The 14,638-nt window shown below is 40.4% G+C and carries 13 protein-coding genes, 15 tRNA genes, 2 rRNA genes and 1 riboswitch; of the genes, 3 read left to right on the top strand and 27 right to left on the bottom strand.

Features of this window, described 5'->3' with window-relative positions; all coding sequences use genetic code 11:
- Positions 1-32: 32 nt before the first annotated feature.
- Complete coding sequence (locus tag ACN6NE_RS13170) at positions 33-2,087, bottom strand: glycoside hydrolase family 113 (RefSeq protein ID WP_474325511.1); 2,055 nt, start codon at positions 2,085-2,087, stop codon at positions 33-35.
- Positions 2,088-2,440: 353 nt separating this feature from the next.
- Here ACN6NE_RS13170 and ACN6NE_RS13165 point away from each other — a divergent pair, with 353 nt between their 5' ends.
- The gene (locus ACN6NE_RS13165) at positions 2,441-3,178 is read left to right on the top strand and encodes a hypothetical protein (protein ID WP_474325509.1); all 738 of its coding nucleotides are present in this window, start codon (positions 2,441-2,443) and stop codon (positions 3,176-3,178) included.
- Positions 3,179-3,445: 267 nt separating this feature from the next.
- Here ACN6NE_RS13165 and ACN6NE_RS13160 read toward each other — a convergent pair whose 3' ends face one another.
- The 7 genes from ACN6NE_RS13160 to ACN6NE_RS13130 all read right to left on the bottom strand — a co-directional run bounded on the left by ACN6NE_RS13160 (position 3,446) and on the right by ACN6NE_RS13130 (position 8,353).
- Positions 3,446-4,186 (bottom strand): hypothetical protein, encoded by a 741-nt coding sequence (locus tag ACN6NE_RS13160; protein WP_474325507.1) that lies wholly within the window; start codon positions 4,184-4,186, stop codon positions 3,446-3,448.
- Between the two features lie 52 nt (positions 4,187-4,238).
- A complete protein-coding gene (locus ACN6NE_RS13155) occupies positions 4,239-4,409 on the bottom strand; it encodes a hypothetical protein (protein WP_474325505.1) in 171 nt (56 codons plus the stop codon).
- 140 nt (positions 4,410-4,549) lie between these two features.
- The gene (locus ACN6NE_RS13150) at positions 4,550-5,428 is read right to left on the bottom strand and encodes a hypothetical protein (protein ID WP_474325503.1); all 879 of its coding nucleotides are present in this window, start codon (positions 5,426-5,428) and stop codon (positions 4,550-4,552) included.
- 16 nt (positions 5,429-5,444) lie between these two features.
- Positions 5,445-6,401 (bottom strand): hypothetical protein, encoded by a 957-nt coding sequence (locus ACN6NE_RS13145; protein WP_474325501.1) that lies wholly within the window; start codon positions 6,399-6,401, stop codon positions 5,445-5,447.
- 1,033 nt (positions 6,402-7,434) lie between these two features.
- The gene (locus tag ACN6NE_RS13140; protein ID WP_474325499.1) at positions 7,435-7,740 is read right to left on the bottom strand and encodes a hypothetical protein; all 306 of its coding nucleotides are present in this window, start codon (positions 7,738-7,740) and stop codon (positions 7,435-7,437) included.
- A gap of 2 nt (positions 7,741-7,742) precedes the next feature.
- Positions 7,743-8,054 (bottom strand): hypothetical protein, encoded by a 312-nt coding sequence (locus ACN6NE_RS13135; protein ID WP_474325497.1) that lies wholly within the window; start codon positions 8,052-8,054, stop codon positions 7,743-7,745.
- A complete protein-coding gene (locus tag ACN6NE_RS13130; RefSeq protein WP_098787130.1) occupies positions 8,051-8,353 on the bottom strand; it encodes a hypothetical protein in 303 nt (100 codons plus the stop codon). Before ACN6NE_RS13130 ends, ACN6NE_RS13135 begins: the two co-directional genes overlap by 4 nt.
- A 126-nt stretch (positions 8,354-8,479) precedes the next feature.
- Here ACN6NE_RS13130 and ACN6NE_RS13125 point away from each other — a divergent pair, with 126 nt between their 5' ends.
- Both ACN6NE_RS13125 and ACN6NE_RS13120 read left to right on the top strand, forming a co-directional pair.
- Positions 8,480-8,692, top strand: coding sequence for a helix-turn-helix domain-containing protein (locus ACN6NE_RS13125; protein WP_098600760.1), 213 nt, complete (start codon positions 8,480-8,482; stop codon positions 8,690-8,692).
- Between the two features lie 1,177 nt (positions 8,693-9,869).
- Positions 9,870-10,057, bottom strand: a riboswitch (cobalamin riboswitch).
- A gap of 355 nt (positions 10,058-10,412) precedes the next feature.
- On the top strand, positions 10,413-10,700 hold the full coding sequence (locus ACN6NE_RS13120; RefSeq protein WP_474325495.1) for a hypothetical protein: 288 nt from the start codon (positions 10,413-10,415) through the stop codon (positions 10,698-10,700).
- Between the two features lie 9 nt (positions 10,701-10,709).
- On the opposite strand, the gene ACN6NE_RS13115 is transcribed toward ACN6NE_RS13120, so the two are convergent.
- The 19 genes from ACN6NE_RS13115 to ACN6NE_RS13025 all read right to left on the bottom strand — a co-directional run.
- Positions 10,710-11,534, bottom strand: coding sequence for a helix-turn-helix domain-containing protein (locus ACN6NE_RS13115; protein WP_474325493.1), 825 nt, complete (start codon positions 11,532-11,534; stop codon positions 10,710-10,712).
- 139 nt (positions 11,535-11,673) lie between these two features.
- Entirely contained in the window at positions 11,674-12,654 is a 981-nt protein-coding gene (locus ACN6NE_RS13110) for a tyrosine-type recombinase/integrase (protein WP_474325491.1), read from the bottom strand.
- Positions 12,655-12,884: 230 nt separating this feature from the next.
- A tRNA-Leu gene (locus ACN6NE_RS13105) sits at positions 12,885-12,973 on the bottom strand.
- 14 nt (positions 12,974-12,987) lie between these two features.
- Positions 12,988-13,061: transfer RNA gene (locus ACN6NE_RS13100), tRNA-Cys, on the bottom strand.
- A 32-nt stretch (positions 13,062-13,093) separates the two neighbouring features.
- A tRNA-Gly gene (locus ACN6NE_RS13095) sits at positions 13,094-13,168 on the bottom strand.
- A gap of 5 nt (positions 13,169-13,173) precedes the next feature.
- A tRNA-Gln gene (locus ACN6NE_RS13090) sits at positions 13,174-13,248 on the bottom strand.
- 28 nt (positions 13,249-13,276) lie between these two features.
- A tRNA-His gene (locus tag ACN6NE_RS13085) sits at positions 13,277-13,352 on the bottom strand.
- A gap of 30 nt (positions 13,353-13,382) precedes the next feature.
- A tRNA-Trp gene (locus ACN6NE_RS13080) sits at positions 13,383-13,456 on the bottom strand.
- Positions 13,457-13,461: 5 nt separating this feature from the next.
- Positions 13,462-13,545, bottom strand: a tRNA-Tyr gene (locus ACN6NE_RS13075).
- Between the two features lie 10 nt (positions 13,546-13,555).
- Positions 13,556-13,631: transfer RNA gene (locus tag ACN6NE_RS13070), tRNA-Thr, on the bottom strand.
- 25 nt (positions 13,632-13,656) lie between these two features.
- A tRNA-Phe gene (locus tag ACN6NE_RS13065) sits at positions 13,657-13,732 on the bottom strand.
- A 15-nt stretch (positions 13,733-13,747) separates the two neighbouring features.
- Positions 13,748-13,823, bottom strand: a tRNA-Asp gene (locus ACN6NE_RS13060).
- A 3-nt stretch (positions 13,824-13,826) separates the two neighbouring features.
- A tRNA-Met gene (locus ACN6NE_RS13055) sits at positions 13,827-13,903 on the bottom strand.
- Between the two features lie 11 nt (positions 13,904-13,914).
- A tRNA-Val gene (locus tag ACN6NE_RS13050) sits at positions 13,915-13,990 on the bottom strand.
- A gap of 23 nt (positions 13,991-14,013) precedes the next feature.
- Positions 14,014-14,088, bottom strand: a tRNA-Glu gene (locus ACN6NE_RS13045).
- Positions 14,089-14,109: 21 nt separating this feature from the next.
- Positions 14,110-14,201, bottom strand: a tRNA-Ser gene (locus ACN6NE_RS13040).
- A gap of 3 nt (positions 14,202-14,204) precedes the next feature.
- Positions 14,205-14,279 (bottom strand) — tRNA-Asn (locus ACN6NE_RS13035).
- Between the two features lie 9 nt (positions 14,280-14,288).
- Positions 14,289-14,404: ribosomal RNA gene (gene rrf, locus ACN6NE_RS13030) — 5S ribosomal RNA — on the bottom strand.
- Positions 14,405-14,512: 108 nt separating this feature from the next.
- Positions 14,513-14,638 (bottom strand): 23S ribosomal RNA (locus tag ACN6NE_RS13025); the annotation flags it as partial.

Below are 14,638 nucleotides of genomic sequence, written 5' to 3'. Positions count from 1 at the left end.
CCAATATAAAAAGCCCGCAGGTAAGTGCGAGCCTAATCCGTAATTGTAATAAACGTATCTTGCTGATTGCTTTCAACCGTGACAGCGTCCGGAGTATTTAAGTAAATCTCGACGTAGTCGTTATACGCTAATCTAACCGGTAAGCAACCTACGAGAATAGTACCGGAACTAACACACATGCGGTGAAGCATCGTACCATTTACATACACGGCCAATGAACGTTGCTGTGCGGAAGGCGATGTCATCCGTACACCTGCAGCGATTTGATAGACGCCCGTTTTTGATGCTACGAATTTCGAATTAGCTGCGTCATACTCGTTTCGGTAGTCACTTAATTCCGTAGTAAATGCGACCTTAGTCCACTGCCCAGCCGTCATTGATTGTGTAGATGGATGCCAAGCGCCTACAACCGTTTTATCCGGCACAGAGATGTTTTCGCCGCCAGACGGTAGAGCAGATGCGTACGGTTGCTCCGAGTACCAGTTAACGGTCGTTTGAGATGGACTCTTTTCAATGTGATAAGGATTGAAGAAGATTCGGTCAAAGTCGTATCTAACCTTGATGTACAATTCGATTTTGGTTGCAGTTGAGTCGTTTTGTACCGTCCTTGTTCGGACATCGTCAGTCGAAATGTTAGAAAGATCGCTTAAACGAATTTGTACGGTCGGAGCACTTCCCATAGCTGCCTGTTGTTTAGCACGCAAAAAGATATGTCCACGTTGAATAGTCGTATAACCACTAGCTCCGGAAAAGAAAGAGATTTTAGCCATTACGTATTTGTATTGACCGGTAAATGTTATATCGGCTATTTTCGCCCATTGACCCACGGTTGACCCAGTTGTTTCTGCCGTTTTGTAAGGCGCGAGTAATCCGTATTGTGGGTGCGGATTTGCTAGGTTGTTATGATTGCCGACGTTTAAAACGTTATAGCCACCCATATGCGCCGTTTTAGGTAATGCCGCAACCTTTTTATTTTCAACGGACATGTACTTTTTAAATGCTTCGCCTGCTGGTCGGTTTTCAAACGTGAATCTATCCGTTGAATTAAACGCTAAACGCCACCAGAAGAACCCTTTAAACCAGTCCGTATTTGCGCTTAACACTTGGAACATGGCCTCAACGTAATCAGATTGCTCCTGGTTTGACGTTACAGGCGAAGGCCAATCGAACTTAGCCGGGTCTTGGTTAGCGCCAGCAATATTCGTACATCCAATTTCGGTGAATAACACCGGCTTACCATGCGTTTTTTGCCAATCCGTTATTAATTTCAGGACATCAACGCCGTTTTTATTGTTGGACCACGACAATGTAATTTCATCAATGGCTGGCCCCGTTTTATTTGTCATAGGGAAATATGCGTCCAGTCCAGCCAAATCTAGGCGATCCCAAAAGGCCACCTTCATAAATTCGTCAAGGCTATTTCCTTGGAATGCCGTCGCTGCGTAAGTTAACTGGCCGTTATAAATACCGCGAATATTACTAATAACCGTCTGCCAGTCGGATGTACGAGAAGATGCTTTCGCCAGTTCCGTACCTACGCAAAGTAAATCCACGCCTTCAGCTTCCGCAATTGTTGCGTAAGTATTAATAAACATTTGATAAGACGCAAACCAAGCCGCCCAATCAGATGCGACAATCTCTCCGCGCCATGTACCATCATTACAATCTACATGAGGCTTTAACATAACCTTCATACCGAGCGACTTCGCTTTTCTAATTGCTGCGATTACGTCCGCATCTGGAACGGTTTTAGTAGCATGTCTGCTGATAGTTGTTGACGAAGAAGTATCCTGGAACCATGTACATACGATCGCAACGCTATCTCCGCCTAGCCCGTTGAAATACGTTAATAAGTCACTTGATCGTTGGCTTTGGAATTCTCCGGCTGTAATTGACGTAAAGTTTACGCCTTTATAGAAAATTTCATTTACTGGAAGTACGGTTGGTTGTAATTCCTTTTGTGAAATTTGTACACTACCTACATTTTCATCAATCTTTGTAAAATTGCTGTTAACCTCAGCGCGTTTAAAATAGTCCATTTCCGCCCATATATCTAAGTTTAAATTCGGTGTCTTATTACTTGCCATCTTTATCCGTCTCCTTCGGTGCTGTAATTTCGCTAATCTCCTTAAAGTCTCGGCCTTCTAGTTCGCTAAATGTTACGTCTTTATCGTTTGCCATCCCGCATTCCTCCTCATATAATTAAAAAAGCCGCCCCAGTTGGGACAGCCATTGCGAGCAAGATTTAATATTTCGCTCATTATAAAAAACTTGTTTTAGGTAAAATAAAAAGAAAACTAGAACTCTAGCTTATTTCAATTACTTTTATAACATTTCATCCCAATTAATAGTAAGAATTTTCATAAATATTTCTTAATATATAGTTCTTTCAACCCTTTCCGATATATAATAGATCTTATGAAAAGGAGGGGGATCAACTATGGATACAAATCAGCACATAGAAAAAATAAAAAAAGAGCTTAATAAACGTAATTTAGCTATAACGCTCAATCATTTTAATCAAATTATCTCATCTATCCAACAAAAAAATTGGGAATCAGCTAATAGTCAAATTCGTTCATTTTTAGAATCGCTATTTAATGACGTTTGTCAAATAACCTTAAAAAGTAACAAAACAGGCGGTGGAGCACGACAAGCACTACAAAAGGAAGGAATTATAGATGAAACACAAGCAAACTTCCTTTTTAGCTTTATGAAACTAGCTCATACAAAAGGCTCTCATCCAGGACTATCAAATGAAGATGAATCGATAAGTCGTTGGTACGCGTGTTTATCACTAGGTATACTAGGAACTTCATTATTTCCTACTATAATAAAAATTTCTGACGTTCTTACGGATGCTGGAATTAAAATACCTAATGTCCCTATAATTACGGATAACATGTTGGGAGGAGTTTGCCCAACATGTGAAGAGAAACAATTTCTAAGTCTGTGTACTATAATCGAAGAAAATGATGAGACTCATTATAAATGTAAAAATGGATGTCAAGATATTGTAGTTATCAGTAAACCTGCTAAAAATACTAAAAATGCTGTTGAGGGAAGAGGGTACCTTTTAAAAAATTATGTCATAAGAAACGCTCATGATATTTTAATCTTTACACCTAAGGGTATTGTTAAGCTTCCCAAATCCCCCGCAGCTCTTAAAAAGTTGTAACATTGAAGTCATTTGCAGAGAAGGATTGTTTCTCTGCAAATTTTTATTCTATTGTTATCAATGAGAAAGATTCAATTTGAGTATTAATTATTTGTTGTACTACCTCCGTACAATCTTTGTTTTCGGCTACATTATTATGAAATTTCTCTAAAAGCATATTATATTCTTTTATACTCATACGTTTGTTCTTCCTCCTTAATATAAAAAGCCACCCCGAAAGGGCAGCCTTAGTTCAACTTGATTTTTAATTCAACTTAGGTTCAACTATCAGCCTTGTTCGTTAGTTTTTTCCTCGTCAAGTATATAATGCTGGGGTTTATTTGCAGCACGCGCAAACTCTGCGCCAAACGCTTCTTGGATGGCGTTAAATTCTATTCCGTTTGGCAGGAAGATATCGCGACCAAACTCCGTAGCCATTCCAGCGTGAATTTCCTGCGCTTTCTTCTGTTCGTCCGTCATTGATTTATCGCGTACAGAAGTCAACGTATTTTGAAGATCGAGCTTATATTTCGCTTTCTCTGAGCCTGCGATATCTAATACCGACTGCACAACGGAAGGGAAATCGTTTAATACTTGTTTCGCCAAGTAAGCATCGTTCTGTGCTTCCGCAAAGGCTTTTAATTTACGCATTGCTTCGTCCGGACGCGTTTCTAACATAAGGTCCGTCTTTAATTCGGAAAACTCTCGCTCGAAAGATGCTAATTTTGTAGGCGATGGCTTAGCCGGTCCTTCGTTTAATAAAAATTCGGCAGCTACACTCGCTTTGACTACGGCTTTATCGTAATCTTCTCGTAGTTGACGGGCATTCTTAATAAAAGCTTCTCCGTACTGCTTTTGAAGAGCCTCGCGTTTTTTCATTCTACCTGTAGGCGATAAGTCTCTATCTTGGTTGATCTTTGACGCCTCTTCTCTAAATAAATTTCTAGCTGTCGATACAAGTCCTGCTGTTGAGTCTTTAATTTCTTGAAGTTTAGCTACGCTTTCCATCATTTCTTTAAATTTTGTCATGTTAAATCTCCTCCAATAATTTTTATAGGCAGATTAACTGCCCTTTTATGTGTTAAATCTCCTCAATACTATACATATCTAGTAATACTTCTTCGTCTTCATCTTCGTAGACGGGTTCTGGCCAGTATTCGATAGTGCCATCACGAAACAGCGTAGCTTTGCGAGCAGTGACAAAACCACCGTATTCATGTTCATAAACAGTAATTGCCTCTCCAATCTCCATTTCTTATCCCTCCCGTTTAATTTAAATTGATTTATGTCAGAATCATTAATATCAAAATAAAAAGCCTGCCCATGTATCGCTACTCAGGCAAGCCAAATTTAAAATTTATTTTCTTCTCATTATATATAAAGTATAGGTTACTATTGGACAATTCTTAAACGCATCCTTTGAATATTTTTAACAAATGCTTCATAGGAGTATCCCATATCTATAGCTGCTCTTCTGTAGTTCATCCTTGTATTTGGATACTTCTTATAGAAATCATCAGTTGATAGGTTACGTACATCGTCCCTAACATAGTTATATACACTAATAAGCAACGAAACTTGTTTTTTAGTTAGCTTCTTGGCAATTTCTCCTAAGGTCAGAACTTCACCCTCATCCTCAATATGAAATATTAATTGATATACATCCTCGTGAAGGAAATCGAATTCATTTATACCTTTCTCATAGTAATAAATCCATTTCCCATTACGTCTTTTTCTTCGCAACCCTTGAGATTCTGCTCTTAATTTAATAAATTCCGTATAGAAAACTAAGCAGACATAGCGAACAATCTCTTTATCACTTTTTTTAACGTCTACTCGCTCAAATGCGTATCTTAATGCTGGCCTTGCCCAATCTTCAAAAGCTTCTTCAAATAATTCATTATGGTACTGATCTTCTTCTGCATGTAAGGCTCTGAAGAAGTCGATATACTGTTCTAACTCCAGTACTCCTGCTGAATTCCAATGCTGTTCAAGCCTTTCAGGTAAAGGTCCATAATTATTAGCTCTCGTTAATTCCTCTTCCACTTCGAATTCTGCTAACAGCCTTTGGAAACTTACCCATTTCGGATAATACCCACGTCTAACAGTCCTAGCTAGACGTAGAAATGGCCATATCTCTGATTTTACCTTGGCGGAAATATAATCGATTATATCTTTGCGTTCCTCTGCTTCTAAATAGTCAATTCTCTGTATTCGGTGCTTAATTTCATCGATTACCTGAGTCGGACTACTTTTTATCATTGATTTCATCGTTTCACTCCCCCTCTTAACCTAACTTTTCGCTTAATTCAAATATTGTTTTCGCTGTCTCTAATGTTTTAGCGCCACCGGCGTATACAGCACGTGGATTTACAATCATTCCAGCCTTACCTTTAGATTTGAAGTCTGTTCCGAAGTAGCCGAACACTTTACTACCGTCGTATTTGATCTTATCTACAATACGAATAAGGTTTTCTGTACGTTCGTAACCTAGTAAAACAGCAAGCTTATCTATCGTAATGGGCTTAACGAGTTCTCTGCTAGGCTCAGTCGGATTGTAGCAAACGATATTATAGTTAAAGTTAATGAACGGTAGCACCGAGTATAGGACCGCAAGCTGTTTAATAGTTCGTCCGTTATAGGCGCTATATAATGCCCGAGCTGTTTTACGAAACAAGCGTGTATATGCAAGCTCACTTACATCAAACGGATGCTCCTCTGTATCTCCGCGATAGAAAACAGTTGGATTAATGAATAAGTTACCGTTTATTTCAGCTATAATTTCCGCTTCAGCCAAACGACTATAGAACTCTCCGAAGCGACTCCGGGACATATCGGTTAATTTCTGTAGACCCCCTCGGTTGATAGGCACACCGTTGTCGTATTTTAATTGACCTTCCGCCCAACTTGCGTAAGTACCGATGAACATCAGGCGGGCAAGATCGCTTTGTGTTAACGTAGGAAAGCGTTCCTCCATCGTTATGCAGCTACTAAAGAATGCGAAAACGAAGCCGCCATTTTCTCTCTGAAAGTCAGCCATCTTGCTACGGTTCTCGAAATTAGTCGTCATTTCTGGCGTTGGTGTGAATACTACGGTATATATGTCCGATACATCTTTTCCGTTTTTGGTCGTCATTTTTCCGTCTTCTATCGTTAGATTCTGCATGGCGCCTAAGTGCTGACGCTTTTGTTTATCCGTTAATCCTTGCCAAATTAAATGGTTTTCTCTTTGATTTATCGTCACTTCGTTATTCCTCCTCATATTTTCTGCGCTTTTCGGGAGCATTTTTCAAGAAACCTGCGCTTTTCGGGAGCATCTTAAAACACCCTAAAACCACTTGAAAACCCTATAAAATCAACGTTTATCTGCTATTTTCTTCGTATTTCTTTAATACTGGTATATCTTAATCAAGGTTTGTCTACGACGTCTAAAACCATCGAAAATAATTCACTTAAAGAACTTCAAACATTCCGCCTTCGTCCAAAACCAGTCCTCGGCGGCGTCATCTCTTACTTTTTAAAACCATCGCCCAGATAATATAAGTACTAATAGACGATAACTCTTTTAACGGATGATACCGGCTGCGACTGAACTTGGAGCAGACGGAATGTTTTAATATCTAGCGTTCTCACCTCCGTATTGAATTTGCGAATATATATTTTTATATAAAGCCGGCTTTTACCGGCGAATTTTCTATAACGTATCAGACGGTCTCCACCTCGATTTTGTACGAAAAATCCTCTCATTCACTATCTGCAACTGCGATGAAAATTGGACGTTGAATCAACTAACCAATATTACGCTCGATAAATTCGTTTGGCACAACGTATATAATGCAGCTAGTTCCGATAGTGGATATTATCCGCGAAATCTCCGAATTGGACGTCCTACTAAAAAATATGCAGGAGGAGCCTATCTCGCGCACATTAGCTATAAGACTCTATCGTAACGATTGGTACAAAATCTCCTTACATAAAAGAACGTTTCCACTTGCGATAGTGGAAACTTTTTTTGTCTATATAAGACTATACGAACGGAATTCCTAAATTGTACAACGCAAAAAAGCACCTGTTGCCTCAGATGCTCGCTTAATCTATATTAAATTGCCTGCCGCCAGCTTTTTAACGTCCGAGCCCGTTGCCGCGAGCCCTTTAATTAAGCGAAAATCCTTGCCTAAATCTTCGCTAATATGTTATAATTTGGGTGTGTTATAAATCGAATATTATTTGGAATCCGATGCCATACGGGATCCTCTGAGGTCTATCGCAGCCACGCGTTAGGCCTTTTTCGTGTTTACTTCCGCAAATCTTCGGAACATTTCCGCCACAGAAAGGTCCTTTAATGATTCGAAATCAATTTCCGTTACGATTTCTTCGGGATAGAACATGATATTAGTTATCGTCTGCCAGTCCGTAATAATACCGTTCTCATCCTTTTCCCTAATTACTTCGATATGCCAGCTGTCGCCAACACTCGTTACAACAGTATTTGGCGCGATTACAAGCGCTTGTTTCTCTTCAACCTCTAATTTCGGTTTAGTTATGCCGTAATCATACCAGTACTTAAGCGTTACAATCTCCATTGTTAAATCCCCCGCCCGAGCGCCATCATATTAGCTAATTTCGTTAAAAATCCGACTGCAGATAAATCAGGAATCTCACCTACATCAAACGTCTCTGATACTTTTTCGTCTAAATACAAGTGGAACAGCTCTTCGATGTACACAATTTCACCTTTCGAAGTCTCTGCAATTCTTTCGATTGTGATACCTGAGTCTGTATCAGCTCTAACTGCTATATCTTTACTAAGCCTAATGATTTCTTCTTTATCGTATACTACTTCAACCTCGCCATCTTCTTCAAAAGTCCACTTATAAATTACATTTTCCTTTTTCATTCAACAACAACCCCTTTCGATGATAAGTAGAGCATAAATTCAACAACATTCATACTAACCAACTTTCTTAACTCTGCTTGCATTTCAATATCCGGTATCGGAATATGAATCTCTGACAATATCTCACTGGTTGATTCAATCAATTGACCTAATTGATTACGTTTAATACGTTGAAGACGAATACCATCATCGTAGTAACCGTTGATATAAAGGTCGTTCCCTAACGAAATGTAGTCTTTCTCTTCAATCATCCAATGACCATCCCACCAATAAAGTAATTTTTCTCTTGTAAATTTCATTATCAACGCCTCCTTAATTACAGATTACACATGTGTAATTAGAAAGTCAACAATAATTTTAGAATATTGACTAAAAACTTACTAGTATGTAATATGTAATTATCAACTATGTTGGAGGTCATCCAAATGAACTATGATGTAAAGCCTCGTTTAGGTGAGATACTAAAAGAAAGAGAATTACGTCAGAAAGATCTCGCAAAAATGTCTAATTTAACGGAAGCAACTATAAGTCGTTTCGAAAGGCAAAGTCGCTATGAAATTTCTACGTTAGTGGCGATTAGCAAAGCGTTGGATTTATCAATCGAAGATTTATTTGTAATCAAAGAGAGCGCTGAATAGGCGTTTTTTTATTTCGTCTATTCTTCTCCTAACAGAAAACGTGTAGCTAGTCGTTCCATATCGTCCGCGCTTGTAAACACGTGTAGCCAGTAACCGTGTTAAAACCCGTGTAGTATCATGTGTACTTAACCGCGCACTAAAATAAGGATAGACCTCTACCCTGGGTTTGAAAATTTCGCACAAATTTTTTTCGAATCAGTTAATTTTCGTAAAAGAAGCCGCCTGGGTAAATACTTTACTATACTAAAGTGGGAGTTATTTTTATTTCGCATATTGTGTGAAGCCCTGATGGAGAGGAATAGGGCGATGCCGTTGGGGGTCCCGCCGTTGCCTCTACGATTGTCTCGCGCGCCTTTTTATACGCCTTGTTTTATGCATGTTTTTATTCATTCGTTGTTTTATTCGTGTTATTAAGAAACGCTTGATATCAACGGATTTATGAATGCATAAACGCGTGTGCAACGCAAACACTTACGAAACGCTACGAATCCCTTTATATCAACGGTTCTGACAATACGCTAGTTTACATAAGATATGTTCTCGGAACCAATTGTTGTATACGATTGTATAGCGTATACACATAACGGAGTGTGTATCGATAGTACTCCGACGTTCTGTGCGCAGCAACCCCCTGAGTTTTTGGCGGCTGTCTCCTTCGCGGGCATCGTGCTGGTGAAACGTCACACTATGCACCACCAATCGGAAGTAATCGGACGTCATAAATCCGCATTCCTACTATATAGTGCGTATAATGACGCCTCTTCTGATTAAATGGTACAGCGAAAGTTTTTAAACCACACGCAAATAAGCCTCCGTGCTGGTATTCCGCATAATTTTTCACAACAGAAAGGTTTATCGAAAGATGTATCCGGGTAAGTAAAAACTAGCCGAATTGTTTTTAGCACCCAAGGCTAAGTCGAAAACCCATACCTATTCTATATACGAAATAGGCCATCGATTAAGATGGTCTTTTTGTTGCGCTGATTAATTAGAAAAAGCACCCTTCACAGAGTGCTTAATCATTTATCTTTTTTCAATTTTCACAGTCACTTTATATGTTAAGACTAGTTGCCAGATCACATTAACTAATAACCCTATAGCAACCTCTTTTAATAACGGGAATTTAAATATAAATACAAAAATATCCATAACTATCCTACTCACCTCGCTCTACTTTAAAAAATAAAAGTATTAAGCAGGTCTCCTGACTTAGGCGTTTCTTTACTCCGGATATCTCTTTCCACCCTTGCCTTATCCGTTTCATCAGCCTTCACAGTTGCGTTGGACAGCTCTGGATTTACACCAGATTCCCTATTCAGCTCTATAACTGGGAACTATAGAGTCACTTAATAAGAATTATTAAACTATTCTAATTATAACCGATTTTTAATTAAGATACAAATAATTTTCAGTTATAATCGTTTGTACTTTCATTGTACATACCTCCGAATTACTGCGGTAGCTACCGCAGTTTCTACCGCGGAATGTGCTACCGCGGTTTTAATACGTTGAGACTAAGCGAGAGTAGGCTACCGCAGTTCTGTTAGGAGCGAAAAATCGTATGCAATTAACTACTTTAGTTTGATTGACTATACACAACCCGACGTTTAAAATTTATAGCGCAGACTCCGGAAAGCTGGCGGGCAATTAATTCGAAATTAGTGTAAGTATCTTACAGGCAGAGATATTTGCTCTGAAAAAATTATCCGGAGGTATTAATATGCCAATTAAAGTAGTAGACCATAGTTTCCGAACTAACTTAAAGTTAAACGATGTTCTGGTTACAGAAGGTGAAAATTATTACATAGTTTTAGAAAATGACTCAGTAGAGTATCCTTACAGAATTGTCGATATCCAAACTTTTAAGACTAAGCGCAAATTAAGCAAACTAGAGAAACAAGTAAACTACAGTGGATCTAGTCTTTGTATTGGTCAGTTAGAAAAGATAATTGATGGCAAAGAGTTTGAATTAAGTTTTGTTATCAAGCCTAGAGAACCCTTGCTTTAACGCAGGGTTTTATTCGTATGCTAACCAATCAAACAACGGATTCTCCCTACGCTTCCATACCGCCAACTTCGCCTCCACTACACGATAAAAATATCCTTCGAAGGTGTTACGTATCTTACTCGCCTTCTGTGCAAATACGGACTCCTTAAACGCTTTAATCACATCGCTTAATACTTCGCACTCTTCTACCGGTCTACTCACCGCACTTTTCTTATACGCAATTAATACACGGTTCCACAAACGATAAATAATGTCTGCTGAGCGATAAAACGGCGCAGTAGCATCTACGAATCCCTGCGGAACATTAGACGGTGTAAATGATTCGTCGAGTGGGACGTCCTTTACGTTAATTCGTTTATTTATTCTCTTAGAAGGCGATGTTTTAGCAATCACAGTTTCGGAGCCCACTTTCGCCTGCTCAGCGCTTGGTACATCTACGCTTTCCGCCTCTTCACGGGATGACATTTCCGCAGTGACATCCGGGGTGACACAACTGTCAACAGCTCGAATTACGTATACGTTATGACCAGATCCGCCCTTCTCTCTCATCGTTGCTTTACGCTCAATTACACCGTAAGATTCCAACGTTTTTAATGCACGCTGAACAGTACGTTTGCTGCTCTCTGTTAACTTGGCGATAGTATCTACTTTTAAGAACGCTACGCCAACGATTTTACATCCGTAACGGGATATGGTCTTTAAAACGTTAATAACCGATGGTGCTAATTCGTGTTTGTATGTATATAAGAAGCCACGGATAGCTTCGTTCATTGCTGCGACAGTTTCAAATGACTGCAGTTGTTTCATTTCTGTATAGTTAGCCGACTTTAACATCTTGTTTACTCCTCTCTCTTAAGAGGACACCAGCAAAATAGACACAATTAAATAAGCGTTTGACTATCACGCTTTTTTTCTATATTATTTTAGGTAGGGTTGGGCATCTACTTTTGTGGGTGCTCTTTTTTATTTTTATTTAGAAGCGAAAATTATTTATATTTTTAAGTGGACTGAATTGCTTATGTCCCTCGGCTACTTCATTACTAAATAGATTTACATATACTTTCGTCATATCTAGCGATGTATGGCCTAGAATAGCTTGCAACTGAAATGCGTTAGCTCCGTTCATTACACATAACTTAGCAAACGTATGACGTAAGGTATGGCAACTAACTCTGACGTCTGTTATCTTCGCCTTTCTAGCGCAACCAGTGATGCGATTCTGAATCTGGCGTTTGCTAATCGATGTCCCATCTAACGTTACAAACAAAGCGTCTGTAATTGTCTCGCCTCGGAGATTCAAATACTTACGAAGCTGATCCTTCATTTTAGATTGAATCGGTACTAATCTTTCACGGTAACTCTTAGCGTTACGGATACGAATAACTCCATTACTGAAATTAATATCTTCAACATTTATTCCGGTCAATTCATTCGCTCTAACGCCTGTTTCAACTAACAACATAATAATTGTGTAATCGCGTACGCCTACAAATGTCCGCAAGTTACATGCGTTTAGGAGTTTATTTATTTGCGCTACCGTGAGTGTTTCTACAACTTCTTTGCGGTGTCTTAACAGTTGGATTTGATCCATTGGGTTACGTTTGATATAACGCTGGTTATAGAGGAAATTGAAGAACGCCCGTATTGCTCGCAGCCTCGTATTAATACTGACCGGCTTAATACCGTGCTCTTTCATGTGTAGGATTACATTACGTTTAATTACTTCTGTGGTAATGGTTTCGGCGTTAAGCTCTACGCCCTGCGCCTCAATAGAACGCATAAACGTTGATAACTCATTGCGGTAAAACCTAATTGAATGTTCTCGGAGATTCCTAACGGTGCAGTCATCAATAAATATATCAATCAACTCTTCTAGCGTAAAATTACTCGCAGGCAAGACGCCTGCTAACGCTCTCATTTCTTCGGTGGTCAATTCATTGCTACGTCGACTCATTTCCGACACCCCCACGTACGATATAGTTCATACGATTTTGAGCGTAAAATAGTACGCGGACAAATAAAAAACGTCTTCCTACAAACGTAGAAAGACGTTGATAACTCGATATGTATGTTTCCGATTGGTTGTACGTTGGGTTATCCGCTGCCGACCTTCGATTTTGAGTCGTGCGCGTCTGCCAATTCCGCCACATCGGCAAAATAAAAAAGGCAAGTTAAAATTATAAATGGTGCCGAGGGCCGGACTTGAACCGGCACGGTAGTCACCTACCGCAGGATTTTAAGTCCTGTGTGTCTGCCAATTCCACCACCCCGGCAGCTTGTAAATAAATGGAGGCGGCAACCGGATTTGAACCGGTGATAAAGGTTTTGCAGACCTCTGCCTTACCACTTGGCTATGCCGCCATTTACTCAAGACTAAATAACTTTATTAAAATTGGAGCGGAAGACGAGGTTCGAACTCGCGACCCCCACCTTGGCAAGGTGGTGTTCTACCACTGAACTACTTCCGCAAATATGGCTGGGCTAGCTGGATTCGAACCAACGCATGACGGAATCAAAATCCGTTGCCTTACCGCTTGGCGATAGCCCAATATTGGAATATGCATATCGTTTATAAATGGGGCGACTGATGGGAATCGAACCCACGAATGCCGGAACCACAATCCGGTGCGTTAACCACTTCGCCACAATCGCCACGTATATATGCAATATTATTTTTATAATTGGCAGGGGCAGTAGGAATCGAACCCACACTGACGGTTTTGGAGACCGTAGTTCTACCTTTAAACTATGCCCCTGTAAATGGTGGAGGGGGGCAGATTCGAACTGCCGAACCCGAAGGAGCGGATTTACAGTCCGCCGCGTTTAGCCACTTCGCTACCCCTCCACAATAACTGTGGTGCCGGCAAGAGGACTTGAACCCCCAACCTACTGATTACAAGTCAGTTGCTCTACCAGTTGAGCTACACCGGCATTTTAAAAACATTTCTTTTTAAAATGGTGGCTCGGGACGGAATCGAACCGCCGACACAAGGATTTTCAGTCCTTTGCTCTACCAACTGAGCTACCGAGCCTTATTAAATTTAAAATGGCGGTCCCGACGGGAATCGAACCCGCGATCTCCTGCGTGACAGGCAGGCATGTTAACCGCTACACCACGGGACCACTTGGTTGCGGGGACAGGATTTGAACCTGCGACCTTCGGGTTATGAGCCCGACGAGCTACCGAACTGCTCCACCCCGCGATGATAATATATGGTGGAGGATGACGGGATCGAACCGCCGACCCCCTGCTTGTAAGGCAGGTGCTCTCCCAGCTGAGCTAATCCTCCACTATTATGTAGATAAAAATAAATGGTGACCCGTACGGGATTCGAACCCGTGTTACCGCCGTGAAAGGGCGGTGTCTTAACCGCTTGACCAACGGGCCACTGTGCTAATTAAATAAAAATGGCGGAGAGCAAGGGATTTGAACCCTTGAGACAGCGTTAACCGCCTACACGATTTCCAATCGTGCTCCTTCGGCCACTCGGACAGCTCTCCAAATGGCTCCACAGGTAGGACTCGAACCTACGACCGATCGGTTAACAGCCGATAGCTCTACCACTGAGCTACTGTGGAATAATAACAGCCTGGCAACGTCCTACTCTCACAGGGACAAAGTCCCAACTACCATTGGCGCTAAAGAGCTTAACTTCCGTGTTCGGTATGGGAACGGGTGTGACCTCTTCGCTATCGCCACCAGACATATTATATTATACATGATTTGATAAAGAAAGCAAGACTTTTTAAAAAAGTTTTGTTCTCTCAAAACTAGGTAACAATTTGCTGAGTAAAGCTTACGCTTTTAAAGTTTGGTTAAGTCCTCGATCGATTAGTATCAGTCAGCTACACATGTCGCCACGCTTCCACCTCTGACCTATCAACCTGATCATCTTTCAGGGATCTTACTAGCTTACGCTATGGGAAATCTCATCTTG

The sequence above is a fragment of the Priestia sp. 53B2 genome, from assembly GCF_056099005.1.
This window is presented reverse-complemented; position numbering and strand designations above follow the sequence as displayed.